Origin of the sequence: Nonomuraea sp. NPDC046570, from assembly GCF_040645915.1 — a bacterium.
Taxonomy (GTDB): domain Bacteria; phylum Actinomycetota; class Actinomycetes; order Streptosporangiales; family Streptosporangiaceae; genus Nonomuraea.
Genome location: NZ_JBEYZF010000010.1, coordinates 1 through 17,015, shown reverse-complemented (window position 1 = coordinate 17,015; position 17,015 = coordinate 1). Strand labels below are relative to the sequence as shown.

At 69.7% G+C, this 17,015-nt stretch carries 13 protein-coding genes and 1 pseudogene; 8 read left to right on the top strand and 6 right to left on the bottom strand.

Annotated features, from left to right (window positions below; genetic code table 11):
• Positions 1-3 precede the first annotated feature (3 nt).
• The 3 genes from ABZ911_RS17820 to ABZ911_RS17810 are packed head-to-tail and all read left to right on the top strand — an operon-like array spanning position 4 to position 5,956.
• Complete coding sequence (locus ABZ911_RS17820; protein ID WP_358056431.1) at positions 4-855, top strand: hypothetical protein; 852 nt, start codon at positions 4-6, stop codon at positions 853-855.
• Positions 855-5,003 (top strand): DUF4157 domain-containing protein, encoded by a 4,149-nt coding sequence (locus tag ABZ911_RS17815; protein WP_358056429.1) that lies wholly within the window; start codon positions 855-857, stop codon positions 5,001-5,003. The genes ABZ911_RS17820 and ABZ911_RS17815 overlap by 1 nt, the downstream gene beginning before the upstream one ends.
• 26 nt (positions 5,004-5,029) lie before the next feature.
• On the top strand, positions 5,030-5,956 hold the full coding sequence (locus tag ABZ911_RS17810; RefSeq protein ID WP_358056427.1) for a hypothetical protein: 927 nt from the start codon (positions 5,030-5,032) through the stop codon (positions 5,954-5,956).
• A gap of 9 nt (positions 5,957-5,965) precedes the next feature.
• Here ABZ911_RS17810 and ABZ911_RS17805 read toward each other — a convergent pair whose 3' ends face one another.
• Both ABZ911_RS17805 and ABZ911_RS17800 read right to left on the bottom strand, forming a co-directional pair.
• Positions 5,966-6,700, bottom strand: coding sequence for a BTAD domain-containing putative transcriptional regulator (locus tag ABZ911_RS17805; protein WP_358056425.1), 735 nt, complete (start codon positions 6,698-6,700; stop codon positions 5,966-5,968).
• A 58-nt stretch (positions 6,701-6,758) separates the two neighbouring features.
• The gene (locus tag ABZ911_RS17800; RefSeq protein ID WP_358056423.1) at positions 6,759-6,947 is read right to left on the bottom strand and encodes a hypothetical protein; all 189 of its coding nucleotides are present in this window, start codon (positions 6,945-6,947) and stop codon (positions 6,759-6,761) included.
• Positions 6,948-7,207: 260 nt separating this feature from the next.
• Between ABZ911_RS17800 and ABZ911_RS17795 the strand changes: the two genes are divergently transcribed.
• Positions 7,208-8,377: an NAD(P)-binding protein gene (locus ABZ911_RS17795; RefSeq protein WP_358056421.1), complete on the top strand. Its 1,170-nt coding sequence runs from the start codon at positions 7,208-7,210 to the stop codon at positions 8,375-8,377.
• 27 nt (positions 8,378-8,404) lie between these two features.
• Here ABZ911_RS17795 and ABZ911_RS17790 read toward each other — a convergent pair whose 3' ends face one another.
• Complete coding sequence (locus ABZ911_RS17790; RefSeq protein WP_358056419.1) at positions 8,405-8,842, bottom strand: GNAT family N-acetyltransferase; 438 nt, start codon at positions 8,840-8,842, stop codon at positions 8,405-8,407.
• Positions 8,843-9,107: 265 nt separating this feature from the next.
• On the opposite strand from ABZ911_RS17790, the gene ABZ911_RS17785 reads away from it, so the two are divergent.
• Positions 9,108-9,452: a type II toxin-antitoxin system RelE/ParE family toxin gene (locus tag ABZ911_RS17785; protein ID WP_358056417.1), complete on the top strand. Its 345-nt coding sequence runs from the start codon at positions 9,108-9,110 to the stop codon at positions 9,450-9,452.
• A 5-nt stretch (positions 9,453-9,457) separates the two neighbouring features.
• Positions 9,458-9,757 (top strand): helix-turn-helix transcriptional regulator, encoded by a 300-nt coding sequence (locus ABZ911_RS17780; RefSeq protein WP_358056415.1) that lies wholly within the window; start codon positions 9,458-9,460, stop codon positions 9,755-9,757.
• 49 nt (positions 9,758-9,806) lie between these two features.
• Here the strand turns inward: ABZ911_RS17780 and ABZ911_RS17775 are convergent, their stop codons facing one another.
• Positions 9,807-12,464 (bottom strand): DUF6493 family protein, encoded by a 2,658-nt coding sequence (locus ABZ911_RS17775; protein ID WP_358056413.1) that lies wholly within the window; start codon positions 12,462-12,464, stop codon positions 9,807-9,809.
• Positions 12,461-12,658 carry a hypothetical protein gene (locus ABZ911_RS17770; protein WP_358056411.1) on the bottom strand — a complete coding sequence of 66 codons (198 nt, stop codon included), beginning with the start codon at positions 12,656-12,658 and terminating at the stop codon, positions 12,461-12,463. Before ABZ911_RS17770 ends, ABZ911_RS17775 begins: the two co-directional genes overlap by 4 nt.
• A gap of 176 nt (positions 12,659-12,834) precedes the next feature.
• Here ABZ911_RS17770 and ABZ911_RS17765 point away from each other — a divergent pair, with 176 nt between their 5' ends.
• A complete protein-coding gene (locus tag ABZ911_RS17765; RefSeq protein WP_358056409.1) occupies positions 12,835-13,194 on the top strand; it encodes a hypothetical protein in 360 nt (119 codons plus the stop codon).
• Between the two features lie 57 nt (positions 13,195-13,251).
• On the opposite strand, the gene ABZ911_RS17760 is transcribed toward ABZ911_RS17765, so the two are convergent.
• The gene (locus ABZ911_RS17760) at positions 13,252-16,464 is read right to left on the bottom strand and encodes a BTAD domain-containing putative transcriptional regulator (protein WP_358056407.1); all 3,213 of its coding nucleotides are present in this window, start codon (positions 16,462-16,464) and stop codon (positions 13,252-13,254) included.
• Between the two features lie 380 nt (positions 16,465-16,844).
• Between ABZ911_RS17760 and ABZ911_RS17755 the strand changes: the two are divergent.
• Positions 16,845-17,015: pseudogene (locus ABZ911_RS17755) on the top strand (cytochrome P450); the annotation flags it as partial.

Genomic DNA, 17,015 nt, shown 5'->3' with positions numbered 1-17,015 from the left:
CCCATGCACCACACGACCACCACCGGGTACTCGGCCTGCTGCGGGCAGGACGGCACGGGGCAGGCGGGATCCGACACCCTGGAACGCCCGCGCTACTTCCCCCGCCAGCTCATCACCCCCGACGACCTGACACTGGAGGCGGACTACTTCCGCGACCGGATGCGGCGCCACAACCGGTACCTGCACGGCTGGGGCGTGGTGTGCGGCGCGCTGGTGTGCGTCGTCCCGGCCCGGACCGGGGGGAACGAGCCGTGGCTGGTGCGGGTGGAGCCCGGCTACGTCCTGGGCCCGTACGGCGACGAGATCGTCGTCGACCAGGCCTGCGAGGTGCCGCTGCGCGGGGAAGTCGGCACCGATCCGTGGTGTGCCGAGGTGTACGTCAAGGACCGGACCGGCCCCCTGTACGTCGCGATCCGCTACCGCGAACACCGGGCCCGCCCGATCCACGCCCAACCGGCGGGCTGCGACTGTGACCAGCTCGCCTGCGAGTACTCCCGCTTCCGGGACGGCTACGAGTTCGGGATCCTGGACAGCTGTCCCGCCTCGCACCAGCCCCCCGGCGGGGAGCCCCAGAGCGGCAATCCCGCCTGCCCGGCGCCTCCCGACAGTCCGTGGGTGGTCCTGGCCGAGGTGACGGCCGACGAGGACGGCACGATCACCAAGATCGACAACTGCTCGTGCCGGCGCATCGTCTCATCGAGTCGTGACACCCCGGGTCGGTGCGGCGGCACGGATCGCGACTACCCGCCGCCGAGCACGGAGGCGGAAGCCGTACCGGAAGAGATCGAGCCCGCTCCGCCGAGGAGGCGGAAGGCCATCCGGAGCGGTGCGGCCGCGGCGGACAAGGGGTCGTGATGCGGGGGCTCGCGCGTGGCCGGGCGCCGGAGTCCACCGGAATCGAGCACGGCGGAGGCCGTCCGCCCGGAGCTCGGTCGGCCGACCCGGTTCCGGGTTCGCGGGGCGGTCTCGGCAACCGGGCGGCGCTGCGGCTGCTGGGCCGGGGGACCGCGCCGGTCGTGCAGCGCCAGGAGTGCGCGTGCGAGGAGAAGGGCCACCCGTGCGCCGACTGCCGGAGCGCCGCCGTGCAGCGGTGTGAGGACACGCCGTCGCGCGCGGTGACGGCGGTGCCGCCGATCGTCCGCCAGGTGGCCGGCGGGGGAGGCCAGGCCCTGGACCCGGGCGTCCGGGAGGAGATGGAGGAGCACTTCGGGTACGACTTCGGGCACGTCCGCGTGCACGACGACGCGCAGGCCGCGCTCGCGGCCGGCGCGGTGAACGCGTGCGCCTACACCGTCGGCCGTGACATCGTCTTCGGCGCCGGACGACACGCCCCGCACACCGCTCAGGGCCGTCACCTGCTCGCCCACGAACTCGCGCACGTCGTCCAGCAGTCCGGCGCGGGCCCCGGCGTCCAGTCCGCGCCGGACGGCATCGCGCCCAGCGGAGGCGTACACGAACGGCAGGCGGAGGCCGCCGCGGACGCCCTGCTGGCCGGCGGCCGACCGGCGGAGCTGGCGCCGATGGCCGGTCGCGTTCAGCGGCAGAGCGACGAAGCGGAGCAGCGGCCGTCGCGGGTCGCGCTGACGGTCTCCCTCAGCGGCCTCGTCCTCGAACCGCCCGACACCCTCACCTACCGGCCGGGCCCCAAGGGCCCGCAGCTCATGGGGCTCGTGCTGGAGCGGCTCGTGGGCCCCGGGTACGACCCGGACCTGGGCCGCGAGGCGTACGCGGAGCTCGGCAAGGGCAACTTCGAGCGCACGGGCGGCTTCCTGGACCGCCGCGACGCCAAGGGCGGCGAACCCGTGGGCACGATCACGCTGCTGATCCGGCCCGCGCTCGCCCTGATCGGCTTCCTCCGCAAGAAGAAGCTCCAGCTCCAGCTCTCCACCCAGCAGCAGGAACTGCTCACCCTCGGCGCCGCCGGAATCGACCTGTGGGCGGACTTCGTCTCGATGGTCAAGGCGAGCGGCAACCCGCTGCCCGCCTGGTACACCCGCTCGATCTTCGAGCGGGAGCTGGCCCAGCAGGGGGAACTGCTGCGGAGCTACGCGGAACAGCTGAGCAAGGCGCGCGCGGGGTCGGAGAGCGACCGCGTCGCGGGCGCGGAGACGGTCAACCAGATCATCGACGCGCTGTACCAACCGGCGATGGTCCTTGAAGCGATCCGCATGGACGTCGGCCTGGCGGCGCACAAGGACGCGGCCGAGGCCTACACGGCCATGTGGGACCTGACCAGCGCGGGCAAGGGCCGGCCGCCGACCCGGCTGCGCCACACCGGCGCCGCGGTCCTCTTCCTCGGATACGCGCGGACCCAGCCGGACCTGGCGCGGGACGCCGAGGCGTACTCCGCCGACCGGGCCGAGCTGCTCAGGCGCTACGCCGGGTTCGTGAACCGGCTGGCCGGTGGCTCGCGAGGCGACGAGCAGCTCCGCGACCAGCCTGCCACGGCGAACGCCTCGGCGTTCCCGGCGCTGCTGTCGGCGATCCCGGACGTGGCGCCGCCGCTGTTCGACGCCGCGCTCGGCACCGATCACCGGATGCGCATGGAGGTGCAGTTCCCGTCCGTGTACGAGGCGCTCGGCCGCTACGCGTTCACCTGGGAGCGCGTCCGGATCCCGGACGAGAAGATCGGCGAACCGGCCGACGCGACCAAGCTGCGCGGCGAGAAGATCCGGACCGGCGAGGCCGCGGCCGTACGCTTCGGCCGGGCCACGGCCTACGCCAAGGCCGACGTCCGGCGCGCCATCGACTCGATCACGGGCGACCTCGGGCCGGTGGGCGTCGGCGCCCTGCAACTGATCCAGGCCAACGCCATCCTCCGGTACATCGGGACGGGCATCCGCCTCGCCCTGGATGTCCTGACCATGCCGTCGGACCAGAAGCTCGTCACCTTCCCCGGCCCCGGCCTGTACCTGGTCAGAGCCGCGATGTCGCAGGTGCGCGGCGGAGGGGAGGCGATCGTGCGGGCCCCGAGCGTGGCCTACCTCCCGGTACTGGCCCGCGAGCCGGACGAGATGGCGACAGCGGGCGTCACCGCCGCGCGCGACAGCCGGGAACAGACCCTCAAACGGATCAAGGAACTGGCGGCCAGGCTCGGCCAGGCCGCCCTCACCGCCGACGAACGCGCGGAGATCACGACGGAACTCGACGGGCTGCGACTGGCCGTCGCCCCCCTCGGCGAGCGGCTGGAGCGGCGACGCGCCGACAACGCCAAGCGCATCGCCGCCATCAAGGCCGGGACCGAGAACGGCGACCTGGAGGCGGCCACCGAGGAGCAGGAGAGGCTGGAGAAGACCATCGCGCTGCGCGCCCGGCGCAAGATCGGCGACGCCGAGCCGCTGAACGCGAGATTCGTCAGCGACCTCGGCCGGACGATGGCGCTGACCCTGGAGGTCGCCGACCGGCCGTCGGCCAAGGGCAGAGCCCAGGTCTACATCTCCGACGTGACCACCCCCAAGAGCGGCGACGAGACCGGCGTGGGCAAGACCCGCGAGGACGCCATCGCCGACGGCGTGCGGAATCTCCTGGAGGGCATCCACGGGTACGGCCGGGGCCGGGTGGCGATCGGGCTCGGCGGAACGGTGCGCACGATCCGGATCGAGGCGAGCCTGGGCAGCCTGCTCTCCGAGTCGGTGGAGAACCTGTCGACGGTCCTGTCGATCGCCGCGGTCGCGGCCGCGCCGTTCACCGGGGGCGCGTCGATGGCGCTGCTGATCCCGATCGGGCTGGTCGGCGCGGTTCCTTCGGCGTACCGCGTCGCCAAGCGGGTGGACGCGGGCACCTTCGAGCTCGACCTGGAGAACGCCCTCGAAATCGTCAACATCGCCGGCGGCGTCATAGGTCTCGGACGCCTGGGCGCCACCTCCCTGCGGATGACCCGGGTGGGCAAGGCGCTGCTGATCGTCGGATTCGGCGCGGACGCGGCGGGCGGCATCCTGATGGGCGCGCAGTTCGTCGCCCAACTGGAGCAGCTCTCCCGGCTCAGCCCCGGCGAGCGGGCCTCCGCCCTGCTCATGCTGATCGGCCAGAGCATGATCAGTGCCGGTCTGGTCGTCGGCGGCGCGCTCGTGGAGCGGGCCCACCAGGCGCGGGCCGAGGCGCTGACCGGCAAGCACGGCGGGCTGCTGGACGAGACACCAGGCGGTCCCCGCAGGCCGGAGCCTTCCGGACCCGTGGACAAGGCACGCGTCGATAGTGAACTGAACCGCCTGGGACGGATGGACCCCGACTCCGAGGCTCGGCTCCGCTCCGACGAGAACCTGCGCCGGGCACTCGCCGACCAGCCGCTGGCCGCCTCGGCGCTGAAGAAGTGCGCCTCCCCCTGCTTCCCGCCGGAGGTCACGCCGGAACAGGTCGCCCGGCTGGACAAGCTGCTGGGCCGGCTGGCGGAGACCGGCGAATACGACGAAGCGGCACTGAAGAAGTACTTCCACGACCGGCGAACCTCGCTCAGCGACGCCATCAACCAGATCGAAGGCGTCAAGACCGCGGGCGACCTCAACGCCTGGGTCAGGTTCCTCAACGGCGACAAGGGCATCACCAAGCTCCCGCCACAGGGCGACCCGAAACTGCTGATGGCCCGCCGCGACGAGTCCCACGACCACGGCGTGGCCGGAGGCCGGGCGGAAGCACTGAAGGACAAACGCCTCATCGGCTTCGACAACCCCATCAAGCAGGGACGCTACGGCCAGGGCTTCGACGACATCATGCTGAAGGGCGCGAATGTCGACGTCGGGGACATCTACCTCCTGGAGTACAAGGGCGGCGACGCCCGGCTGGCCAAGGGCCAGATGGAGGCCCTCTGGGTCATCGGCAACATCCAGCGGCTGTACGCCGAAGGCGGCCAGGCCGGCCGGGACTGGGCGCGCATCCTGGCCAAGGCGCTGCGCGAGGGAAGGCTGAAGGGCATCGCCTACTCCACCCCGCTCAAGGACCGGAAACCACAGCCGACGATCGCCTTCAAGAACTGGGCCTACGAACCGTTCTCCATCAAGTTTCCGTGAGAACCCACCCCGCGGAGGAGCCGCACATGAGGATGAGCCAGCGGACGAGCCGGCCGACCGGCCGCGCCTCCGGGAAACCGGCACAGGTGCCCGAGGACGGCTCGGCAACGCCCGCACGCCCCACCACCGGCCGCAGCGCCTCCCGCCCCGGCCCGGCGGCAGGCGAACAACTCCTCGCCCACGAACTCACCCCCGTCCTTCAGCCGGTAGGCCACAGGATCCCGCTGGCGGCGGCGGCCACCGGCATCCAGCGCGCGGTGCTCGGCACCAAGTTCACCCACCCGCCCGGCGCCAAGCCCACGTACAAGAAGATCACCGCCCACTTCGACGGCAAATGGTTCACGGTCTCCGGTGACGGCGCCCAGGTCATGCGGGTCGAAGCCCAGTCCGGGCGGCCCTACACGGTACGCCCCGGCGACGCCACGGCCTGCGGCGGCAGCAAGGACGACACCTACCTCAACAATCCCCGGTACGTCGGCATAGCCGACAACGGCCCGATTCCCGAGGGTTCGTTCCAGTTCAGCGCCACCCAGTTCGCCACATTCTCCACGGCGGAGCGGCTCAAGATGCTCCCCGGCGGCACGTTCACCGATCCCTTCGGCGTCTCACTGCACGGCGGCGACTGGGGAGCGGGCAGGGTCCCCCTCGCCCCCCTCAAGCTCCTCCCCGCGCCTCCGGGCTGCGGCAACACCGGCAGGCGCAGCGGCTTCTACCTCCACGGCGGCGTCATGCCCGGGTCCTCCGGCTGCATCGACATCGGCAACGACGGCGTGGACCAGTTGATCAAGCTACTTCCCGGCTACACCGGGAAGATCGTGGTCACAGTCGCGTACAAGGCGGCCCCGCCGCAGGTCGGCGCGGTCGGCAGAGCCGTCGGACGCCTGACCTACCCCAAGAAGAAGGACCCCTCGATCCTGGACCGCCTCAAGGCCGCCGCCGGGATGGAGGAGTAGCCCACCCGCCTACCAGGTGACCAGGCGCAGCAGCTCGGGAGACGGCTGGACGCCGAGCTCGCGCCAGAGGAGATCCTTGAAGGCGTTGACCGAGCGGACCGCCTCGGCGAAGTTGCCCTCGGCGAGGTGGATCCGGGCCACGAGGTGCTGGCAGCTCTGGCGCAGCGGTTCGTACTCGACCGCGGTCAGCGCCAGGTCCAGCGCCGGGCCGTACGCGCCGCGCGTGAGCAGCTGCTCCGCGAGTTCCTCCAGCGCGTGCAACTGGAGCTGGCGGTAGCGCTCCCGGACGACCACGACCCACTCGTCGTACCACCCCGGCAGCAGCACGCCGTAGGACCACCCGCCGCCCTCCACCAGGTGCCCCGCCCGCAGCCGCCGGCTGAGCTCCTGCAGCTCGGCGACATCGACCCTGACCTGGGGGTTGAGCTGCAAGGAGGTCCGCTTGCCGACGACGAGCCCCGGGCAGATGCTGCCCGTACGCCACAGGGCGGTGCGCAGGTCCGCCTGGGCGTGGGACTCCCTGGAGTCCGGCCACAGGCTGCCCGCCGCGAAATCGCGGGTCACGTTGCCGTGCAGGCCGAGGAACGCGACCAGTCGGCGGGCGCTGTGGGGTAGCTCCCCCCAGCACCCGTGCGCCGCAGGCCTGCTCTCCGTCACCTCGAAGGCACCGAGCAACCTCAGCCTGGCCGGACCCACCGACTCCGCAGTTTCTCCGGAACCCGCGACAGCGGCATTGCTGTCCATGGGGTGCCCTTCTCATGCGGCATTTCGAGTGCGAGCGTATGCCGGGGTATTGGCAGTGTCAAGGGGTGGTCATTTCTTCCAGCCATTCACACAGCCTGTTGATCACTTCTTCCCGGGTGGCCGCGGATAGGGATATGGCGGCCGTGTCGGTTTCCAGATCCGCTATCAAGATCCGGGCTCGAAACCCCTCCTCACCAGCACCTTCGTGCCAAGCTCGCACCATGAACAGGGACGTCTGTTCGGTCATGACCTTATTGTCAGAGATAGGCGTCAATTATTCATCACCGAATTGACGGTAAGGGCTCGTGACGAACTGGTGACGGTCGGGTGATAGGGATAGTCGACTTGTCACTATTGCATATTCTTGGGATATGAGGGGTCATTAAGGCCACTCTCTGCGCCTTGAGTGCGCGACCCATGCGCCAAGATCTTCCCGCCGCCATGTCACATCCGCGGGTCCCGTTTCCCTCTCATGAAGTGAGACAGGAAGCGGGAAAGGGGACCAGGGTGTCGAAGGAGATCACGATCGTCGGAGGCGGGCTCGGGGGGCTCGTCGCGGCCATCGCCTGCGCCGAGGCCGGAACGCGGGTCACGCTGCACGAGGCGCATGCCACCCTCGGCGGACGGGCCCGCGCGAGTGGCGCGCCGTACATCGCCCATGAAGGGGCGCACGTCTTCTACGCCGACGGCCCGCACTGGACGTGGCTCACCTCGCGGGGGCTGACGGGCCCGCTCGGCAGGCCGAAGGGCAGGGACGCCATCCGGATGGGATTCCTGTACGGCGGCCGGATGCGCAGGCTTCCGCCGGCCGGGTTCGTCCGCCTGATGATGCTCGGCCGAGGCCGGGAGGCGCCTGTCGACCAGGACTTCTTCACCTGGGTGTCCCGCACGCACGGCGCGGAGACCGCCCAGGTGGCCGCCAACGCGATCAGCGTCGTCACCCTCGACGCCGACACCGGCCGCCTGTCGGCCGCCTTCGTGTGGGAACTGCTGCGGCGGGTGTTCGCGCCCAGCCCGCCCGCCGTACGGTGGGTGATCGGCGGCTGGCAGGCCGTCATCGGCAGACTCGCCGCCCGCGCCCGCGAACTGGGCGTCCGCATGGAGCTGAAGTCCAGGATCACCGAGCTGCCCGGCGGACCCACGATCGTGGCGACCGAGCTGTCCTCCGCCCGCGCCCTCCTCGGCGACACATCGCTGAGCTGGGAGAGCGGCAACTGCGCGATGCTCGACCTCGCCGTCCACCCGGACCCGCGCGACCGCTTCATCTGCTGGGACCTCGACAGCGGCGGCTTCCACGAGAGCTACTCGATGCAGGACCCGACGGTCGCGCCACCCGGCGAGACCCTGTTCCAACTGGACATGCCGGTACGGCAGGACGAGCACAGACGAGACGCCCGCGCCCGGCTGGAGGCGCTCGCCGACCAGGCGGTCCCCGGCTGGCGGGAACGGACGACCTGGCAGCGGTCGGCGTTCGCCAAGGGCCGTGCGGGAGCGCTGGACCTGCCGGGGCACACCTGGCGCGACCGCCCCGCGATCGACCGCGGCGACGACGTGTACCTGGTGGGCGACATGGTGGCCGCCCCCGGCATGCGCGGCGAGATCTCCATCAACAGCGCGGTCAAGGCCGCCGCCGGAGCGGTGCGCGCGGCTTCGAAAGCAACCAGGTCCGCCCTGTGAACACGACCCGCGAATGCCTGCCGACCGCTATCCCTCCAGCACGAACCGGTAGACCAGCGACTCCCGCCGCCGGAAACCCACCCGCTCGTACAGCCGGTTCGCCGTCTCCCGCGACGGCCGCGACGTGAGGTCCACCGTGCGAGCTCCGGCCTCCCCGGCCAGCTCCAACGCCTTGTCCGTCAGCGCCGCCGCCACACCCTGCCCACGCGCGACCTCATCGACCACAACGTCTTCGACCCGAGCCCGAACACCAGACGGCAGCGGAAAGACCACCAGGGTCAAGGTGCCCACGATCTGCCCACCCACCCGAGCGACCAGCACGATGTTCGCGTCGAACGCCACCAGCCGGGCCACCGCTTCACGATCAAGCGCCTTCGCCCCCACCGACAACTGCGGCAACAGCCGCCCGAACGCACCCACGACCTCCTCGCTCACCTCACTGACGATCTCAACCTCGACACCCATAAACCAGACCCTACCCAGGAAGGATCACCGAGAGCGGCCCCTGGTGAGAGAGAGTGACGGATACAGGAGACGGCCGACGAACTGTGCGGGCCATGAAGCGATGGCCGACTCAGTGATGGGGAGCGCAGGCGTGGTCCCACGACCGCGAGCGTCCTGCTCGCCGCCGTCGCCTCCTTCTGCGACATACACGCTGGCCTGGCCGGTGAACTGGGCTGATTCCCTATTCGGCGGATGCGGCACTTGCCGTTCATATAACGTCCGTGTTATGAATTGGGGAGAGGTGGAACTGGAACCCGAGGTCGACGAGTGGTTCGACTCGCTCAGCCAGGATGACCAGGAGACAGCTGTCTTCTACGTGGATCTGCTTGCCGAGCGCGGCGTCCTTCTCGACGAGCCGTACACCAGGCAACTGCGTGGCAAGCTTCGGGAACTACGCTTCCATCTCTCCCACGAGGCGGTGCGGATCACGTACTGGATCGCCCCGGGCAGGCGCATCATCCTGCTCACGGTCTTCCGCAAGCAGCGGATGCGGGAGACGGCCGAGATTGAACGAGCTGTGCGGGCCATGCGGCGATGCGTCGTCGAGGCGCACACGGTGGACGAGGAGTGATCGACATGGGCGAGCGCAGGGCGTGGTCGGACAAGCGCGCCGAGATCATGAGCCGTCCTGGGGCCGGTGCCGCCTACGAAGCCGCCAGGCTTCGGTTCGAACTCGGCGAGGCCGTAAGGAAGCGGCGGGAGGAACTCGGCCTGACCCAGGCTGAGCTCGCCGAGCGGGCCGGCCTCAAGCAGCCCGCTGTCGCGCGCTTCGAGGCGGGAGGCACCATGCCTACCATCCCGATGCTGGAACGCCTCGCCGAGGCCCTCGAAGTGCGTCTCAACGTTCAATTCGAACCGCTCCGAGAAGCGAGCTAGTGACAGGGCTGGAACGTCTCGCCATGGCTCTGGAAGCAGGGCTCGGCGTTCACCTCATGCTGATTGTTTGCAGGAGACGGCGAGCCTCCGCGGTGAGGCGGCTGCCGCCCTTGCGCGCGGCCACCTCGGCCAGTTCGGGAACATCGGCCCGTGCCCCGGCGAGGGCGGCGGCCTGGACCGCGACGGCCAGGAGGTCCGCCAGGCCCGGACGAGGTCGTTCTCCAGCGGCGGGCAGCATGGCTGGAAGCGCGCTGGCCAGGATCGTCCACGTTTCGGCGTGCGCACCGGAGAGTGCGAGTTCCTCCAGCGCAGGGGTGACCCGGCTGAGTTTCACGGTGTCCGCCCGGACCAAACGCCCCAGCGCCCACCCGAGGTCGTCTGCGGGCAGTTCGCCGCGCAGAGCGAGGATCTTCACCGCGTCGGTCGCCCACGCTCGTGTGGCAGGAAGCTTGTGTCCCATTCCCATGGCGATCGCGCTCCCGGTCGCCAGGCCGACCGGGCCTTCGCCACGGACCAGGGTGGGGAGCACATCCACTTGGGCGTGGCTGTTGGCGATGTCTACGGCGAAACACTCCAGTACGTGCGCGGCGATCACTTCCCGGTGGGAGGGCATGATGGCCGGCCACCACACCATGCGTTCCGAATGGCCCTGAAACCATGCCTTCGGCTTCAGAACGCACAGATCGTGGACGGGCTCCGGTAGGTCCTGTGCCGGGGTCATGCGGATGTGGAGCTCGGCGACATCGACGGAGTTCTGATACCCCGCCGAGCGGCTCATGCGCTCCAGGCGACATGTCATGACCGGGTCGGCCAGTCCGCCGCCGCGCAGCCATGCTGCCAGTCGCCTGCCCGCCGGTGAAGTCAGCTTCTCCGCCCGCGCGAGCGCCGCTGGATCGACAGCGCGAGGCAAGCGAAGAAGGGCCTGATGGAAGTCGAGGGGCAGCGGTTCGGCGTCACCCAGTCGTTCCAGCCGGCTGATCAGCGTGTCGGCGTCGACATGCCCCGTGGGAGCGGTGGGGGTGGCCAGCAGTACTGGAATGGTCCGGCCGGCCTCGAACAGCGCGATGACCTCCCGGAAGCGGTCCCGGACGAACCAGTCCAGCACGGTCTGGTACGGAGGGTTCTTATCCAGATATTCGGTGATCTGGCGAGAGAGCTCGGCACTGTCCGCGGGTGCCACGACCGCGAGCCCGCAGAGGGACAACAGTGCGTGGGGGTTGTAGACGGTCGCGCAGCCAACCCAGAACGGGCTGAACCGGTCCCATCTCTCCTTCCACCATGGCCGTAGGGCCTCAGCGGTGGCAGCGTGGTCACGATGGGTAAGCTCGACCATCGCGGAGAGGAGCCGTTCGAGCTTCATGGGAGTGTTGTGCGGCCAGCCCAAGGCGGACAGTTCCTCCGCCAAGTCCGCCGCCGAGGTGATCGGCGGCGGCAAGTCGGGCAGGGAGGCCACCGGCAGCAGGACCCCGGCGACGGGCGCTTCCGGCGGTGTCGGCTCGACCTCACCGAAGACGTGGGCGATCCGGCCGAGAGGCTCCGGTGGAAGACTCGCCGCCGCTTCCCGCACCACGCTCCCAGCTGCCGGGCTCGCGTGCGGCGCCAGTTTGATCGCCAGCCGTACCGCTCGATCACGGAGCGCTGGTGTGTCCAGGCCGAAGATCTGTGCGAGGGCCGTGAGCGAGCCGTCGGCGCGTTCCGGCGCCGCTTGAGCGATCCACTGCAACGCGGCCGTGACGTACTTCTTCTCCGGCCGGAATGCCAGAGCGCCGACTGCCTCGGCGAACAGGTCGTCGTCGAGCCCGCCCGCTTCGTCGAAGCGGCGGAGCTCGTCTGCGGCCAACTGCGCCAGCGGGGAGGCGGCGGCTGGAAGCACCCGGACCAGGTCCACGACGGGGAGCTCGGCGACTGTCGGCCGCAGTTCCTTCCAGAGGATCACGAACGGTTCGACATCCCGTGCCTCACCGCCACGTAGGAACCGTGCTGCGCATGCGTCCAGCAATGCCTGCCGATCCAACCGCCCTTCGACCGTGAGTTCGGCCAGTACGCCGATGATCGAGGGGAGCTGATGCCCGGTGTTCCACTGCCAGTCGTGCGTCAGCGCAGGAGCGACGCCTGCCGCGTGGAACAGCCGGGGGACCATGACGTCCAGGAGAGGGTGGTCACGGACCACTTGGCTCTCCGCGCCCATCCACAGTTGACGGTGCAGGTCCCAGACCCAACCTGCCACGAAGGCGTCGTTCTCGGCAGGTTGGATCCCCGTCTCGATCACCAGGGTCGCCGCCAGGTCCCAGCCGGGCTCACCCTCCGAGCGCGCCGCAGTGCCGCCCCTACCCGGCCGAAGTCCGTCGACCAGCCGGTGGGCCAGGTTCCGGCGCCATTCTTCCTTCCTGCCGCGGAGCAGTCGCGCGATTCGTTCCGCGTCCTCCTTCGGCGCTCGCATGTCCCGGAATTCCCGCCGGTTGAGCCAGGTCGCCACCTGGGAGGCCCCAGACATACAGGCTGCCCCCACGATGCGGAACGCGGAGGCCCGCATGACGACCTCCCAGCGGGCCCGTGGGTCGCTGCGCAGTCGCTCGGCCAGGTAACCCGGTAATTGTGCGGCCACAGCCTTACGAGCCGGCTCGTCCAGCGCCGCCACGAACGCCAGCAACTCGGTGTTGCCGGTTCCGCCCTCGATCTGTCGCCGGACCTTCTCCCACGGGCTCACGCCGACGCCTCCACCAGGTTGCGAGCCCGCCGGCAGGTGACCGCTGGGTCCCGGACGATCCCCGTCGGGCGAGCGCCGAAGTAGCGCGCCTTCGCGACATCGGCCACGCCGAGCAGCCAGGCCGCCGCAGGGGCTGCCCGCGTCAGCAGACCGCTGAAGAACTGCGGATGGGTCACCAGACCCTGCCGAGTCATCCCACCCGATGTGGACAACTCCAGACGACCCGAGGGAAGCTCAAGCCCAAAGGATCGGGCGTAGGAGTACGCCAGTACTGCATCAGCCATGTGCGGGACATTATCGATCAACACCGACAAGCCGGTACGGCATGGGGTGCGCTGGGCGTGGAAACGTTCTGCGAGAGGGAGGATGCGTGACAGTGGCACGAGTACTGGTGCTCGGTCTCGATCCCGCCAAGATCCAGGGCTGGGACCCGGCGCCGGTCCAGACGGCGATAGCACGCGGTCAGGCCCGTTTCGACGATCATGGTATCGAGGCCGACTGGTGCCTGGTGGCACTCGACGAGAACCCCGAAGGAGCGATCGCGGAGGCGCTGACCCGCGAAGACTACGCCTGCGTGGTGATCGGGGGCGGCATCCGCACGCACGAGCCGTTGCTCGAACTCTTCGAGAAGGTGGTCAACCTGGTCCGGCAGCACGCGCCCGACGCAACCATCGCCTTCAACAGCAGCCCCGAGGACTGCGCCGACGCAGCCCTGCGGTGGCTGCGCTAGCCCAGCAGGGCAGGTGCCTTGGCGCAAGGGCTTCGATCTTGGCTCGGAACACCCCGGTCAGGGAGCGAGCGTGATCTCGGCCAGCTCACGCCAATCCCGCCCCCGGCCGGCACGGGTCGCCTCGGTGAACACGGTTTCACCGAGGCGATCTCGCGTGTCCGCGGCGATCCTGGAAGCATCCGGCTGCGAACGATCCGGCGTACCGCGGACGTCGTCGCTTGCCGCGAGCAATCGCACGGCCTGCTCGTACTGTCCCTGGCGCAGCGCGAGATCCGCGATCCCGATCAACACCTCGGCGATCAGCGGCAGATACGTCGACTCCACAGCCGTACCGAACGCCTCGCTCCGATACGCGCGGGCCTCCTCGAGATCCTCGGTGAGGTAGCCGTACAGGTCCATGGCCTTGGCGCGGGCCATGTCGCTTAGTTCCGCGTTGCCCAGCATCGCCCGTACCGTGGCCAGGTGCTGGTGTGCCTGGTCCGGCTCGCCGCGCCAGCGCGCCAGCTGCGCCTTCGTAAGCGCCAGCTCGGCAAGGGTGTCCGGCCAGGCGATCCCGCTCGCGCACCGCTGCGCTTCGGCCATGGCGGAGGTGCTGGATCGCTCATCGCCGAGCAGCCAGTACAACTGAGCCTGCCGCGCCCGCAGGCCGACCACGTCCTCGGTCGCGCCTACCTCGGTCAGCGCCACAACCGCCTCTTCGTAGTGCTCACACGCGCCGGCGAACTCGCCGCGCATGGTGAGCCGATCGGCCAGGAAGGTCAGCGCCAACGAGATCGCATAGCGTTCACCCAGCGTGCGGAACTCGGCGAGGGCGATCTCGATGTCGATGTCGACGTCAGTCTCGTCGCCGCCGAGTGTGAGCCGCATGCGGCCACGAGCGAGCCTGGCCGTCGCGCGCACCCAGGGATCGTCGTCGGCGATGAGCGGCTCGAACGCGGGCAGGAACTCCGTCGGCTCCCGCAGCATCCGCTCCCACAGCCCGACGAACCTGAGCATAGGGTGGCGATCCCCAATGCGCTGGGTGAACCGGTGCGCCTCCTGGATCCACTCCCGCGCCTGATACTGATCGCGGCCAGGCCCGGAGGTCAGGAACACCGTCACGATGCCGTACGCCATCGCCCGCACCTCATCGGACACCTCACCCTGCAGCGAGGCCGCCGCGATGCACAACTCGGTGCCCTCGGCCCTGTGCCCACTGAGGAAGTAGTACCAGCCCACGGGCGCGACCAGCCGCATCGCCTCCTGGGCCCATCCCTCGGCGATCGCCCCGCGCAGGGCCGCACCGATGTTGTCGTGCTCGGCCTCAAGCGTGGCCAGCCACTCCAGTTGCTCGGCCCGACGCAGGTACGGCTCAGCCGTCTCGGCCAGCTCGGTGAAGTAGGCAAGGTGCGCCCGGCGCGCCGACTCGGTCTCCCCGGCTTCGGCGAGCCGGTGTCCCGCGTACTCCCTGATGGTGTTGAGCATCCGGTAGCGCGGAGTGCCCTCGCCGTCGGCGAGCAGCAGCGACTTCTCGATCAACGCGGTCAACAGGTCGAGTACCTGCTCCCCGGCGAACGCCTCATCCCCGCACACCCGTTCGGCCGCATCCAGGCTCACCCCGCCGGAGAACACCGAGAGCCGCCGCAGCACACCGCGTTCGGGCTCGGTCAACAGATCCCAGCTCCAGTCCACGACCGCGCGCAGCGTCTTGTGGCGGGGAAGCACCGTACGGCTGCCGCTGGTCAACAGACGGAATCGGTCATCGAGCCGACGGGCCAGCTGATCGATGGACATGGTGCGCAGCCGTGCCGCAGCCAGTTCGATCGCCAGCGGCATCCCGTCGAGCGCCCGGCAGATCCGCGCCATGGCCGACAAGGTGTGCGCGTCGGAGCCGATGTCCTGGCGCACCAAGCCCGCGCGGTCTCGCAGCAGCCGCACCGCGGGCGAGGAGCCGACCTCGGAGAGGTCCGCTTCCTTCGCGGGCAGCGCGAGTGGCTCGACCTGCCACAGCACCTCCCCGGTGATACCGAGCGGTTCCCTGCTCGTGGCCAGAATCCGCAGCCTACGGCACTCCCCCAAGAGCCGATCCGCGAAAGCCGCGGCCGCCTCGATCACGTGCTCGCAGTTGTCCAGGACCAGCAAGATCGCGCGCTCCCGGACCGCGGCGATGAGCCGATCCATCGGTTCCCCAGCCCGCGCATCACCGAGCACCGCCTGGTCACGCAGGCCGATCGCGGTGAGGGCGGCCTGCGCCAGCTCACCGCCTGCCTGCACCGAGGCCAATTCGACCAGCCACGCCCCATCCGGCAGCTCGGCGAGCATCGTCCGCGCGGCCTCCGTGGCCAGCCTTGTCTTGCCGGAGCCACCCGCCCCCGTCAAGGTGACCAGTCGGTGATTGATGGCCAGACCGGCGACCGCGCCGACGTCACCGTCCTTGCCGACGAAACTCGTCAGCTCGGCGCGCAGGTTCGTCCTGCGGTTCTCCGCCCGCTCGCCCAGTTCGCCACGGAGCAACGCGGTGTGCAGCGCGGAGAGCTCGGCCGATGGATCGGCGCCCAACTCCTCAGCGAGCCGCTCACGCGTCCGCTGGTACACGGTCAAGGCCTCATTCCCACGCCCGTCCTCGGCGAGCGCTCGCATCAGGGCCGCCACGAACCCCTCCCGCAGTGGGTACGCGGCAACCAGCTCGGTCAGCTCGGAGACCAGCTCCGAGCCACGGCCGAGGCGAATATCCGCATCCACCCGATCCCCGAGCGCGGCAACGTGGAGTTCGTCCAGACGCGCGACCGTGGCGTCGAACGCATCGCTGTCTCGCAGGGCGATGTCCGCCATGGCCGTACCGCGCCACAGTGCCAAGGCCGAGCGCAGCAGATCCGCCCGCGCCGCAGGCTCGGCGGCACGGGCCTGACCGACCAGCTGCTCGAACCGGCACACGTCCACGGCATCAGGAGCCACGGCCAGCCGGTAGCCGCCGGACTCCGCCTCGATCACACCGTCCGGCAACACCCTGCGCAGCCTGGACACCAACGCCTGCACGGCATTCACTTCGTCCGCGGGCGGCCGTTGCCCCCAAATCCAGTCCACCAGCCTCGAACGCGTGACGATCCGGCCAGGTTCGAGGGCGAGTGCGGCCAGAAGTGCGCGCAGCCGAATGCCAGGAACCTCCACCACGGCCCCATCACGGTTCCGAACCTCGAACGGCCCAAGCAATCCAACTCGCACATCGGCAATTGTGCCGAACCGTGGCGACAATCGACTAATCGCCACTGCGTGCACACCGTCGACCTTCATCGGACCGTTATCACCGCAGGTCGAGCGAATGTGTTGGATTTTCGGCGATCCAGGGCTGGCGGAGGTCCCAGCGGCGATCAGGTCTGATGCGGTGTCGTGTCAGTACGGCAACGGCCCGGTATCAGAGCCGTCGGCGATGGTGGACGCCATGAACGGTTCGGAAACCAAGGCGGTGCGCGGTTGCCCGCTGCGCTCGCGCTGCACAGATATTGCAGCGCACCATTGCATTCGCGCGCAGCGTCATTGCATCAATTTAGTGGCGATTGCCTGCCTTAATGCACTTCCTGCGGTTGACAGGAATTCTGAACGCAACGTAGCTTTCGAGTTGCGGAAAACACGTACTATCGCGAGTAGAACCTAGGCCGATGAGAGGAATGACCATGGAACACACCGTCACCACGATGCCGACCGCGCGTCAGCCCGGTTGTCCCTTTGACCCGCCCAAGGAGCTGATCGAGGCGCGCGAGCACGGCCCGATCAGCCGCTTCCCCTTCCCTGATGGGCACGAGGGCTGGCTGGTCACCGGGTACGACCTGGTCCGGTCGGTCCTG

Excerpts from the sequence above, each read along its gene's own strand:
- ABZ911_RS17820 (WP_358056431.1), top strand. The coding sequence starts at position 4 with ATGCACCACACGACCACCACCGGGTACTCGGCCTGCTGCGGGCAGGAC.
- ABZ911_RS17815 (WP_358056429.1), top strand. The coding sequence starts at position 855 with ATGCGGGGGCTCGCGCGTGGCCGGGCGCCGGAGTCCACCGGAATCGAG.
- ABZ911_RS17810 (WP_358056427.1), top strand. The coding sequence starts at position 5,030 with ATGAGGATGAGCCAGCGGACGAGCCGGCCGACCGGCCGCGCCTCCGGG.
- ABZ911_RS17805 (WP_358056425.1), bottom strand. The coding sequence starts at position 6,700 with ATGGACAGCAATGCCGCTGTCGCGGGTTCCGGAGAAACTGCGGAGTCG.
- ABZ911_RS17800 (WP_358056423.1), bottom strand. The coding sequence starts at position 6,947 with ATGACCGAACAGACGTCCCTGTTCATGGTGCGAGCTTGGCACGAAGGT.
- ABZ911_RS17790 (WP_358056419.1), bottom strand. The coding sequence starts at position 8,842 with ATGGGTGTCGAGGTTGAGATCGTCAGTGAGGTGAGCGAGGAGGTCGTG.
- ABZ911_RS17785 (WP_358056417.1), top strand. The coding sequence starts at position 9,108 with ATGAATTGGGGAGAGGTGGAACTGGAACCCGAGGTCGACGAGTGGTTC.
- ABZ911_RS17780 (WP_358056415.1), top strand. The coding sequence starts at position 9,458 with ATGGGCGAGCGCAGGGCGTGGTCGGACAAGCGCGCCGAGATCATGAGC.
- ABZ911_RS17770 (WP_358056411.1), bottom strand. The coding sequence starts at position 12,658 with ATGACTCGGCAGGGTCTGGTGACCCATCCGCAGTTCTTCAGCGGTCTG.
- ABZ911_RS17760 (WP_358056407.1), bottom strand. The coding sequence starts at position 16,464 with ATGAAGGTCGACGGTGTGCACGCAGTGGCGATTAGTCGATTGTCGCCA.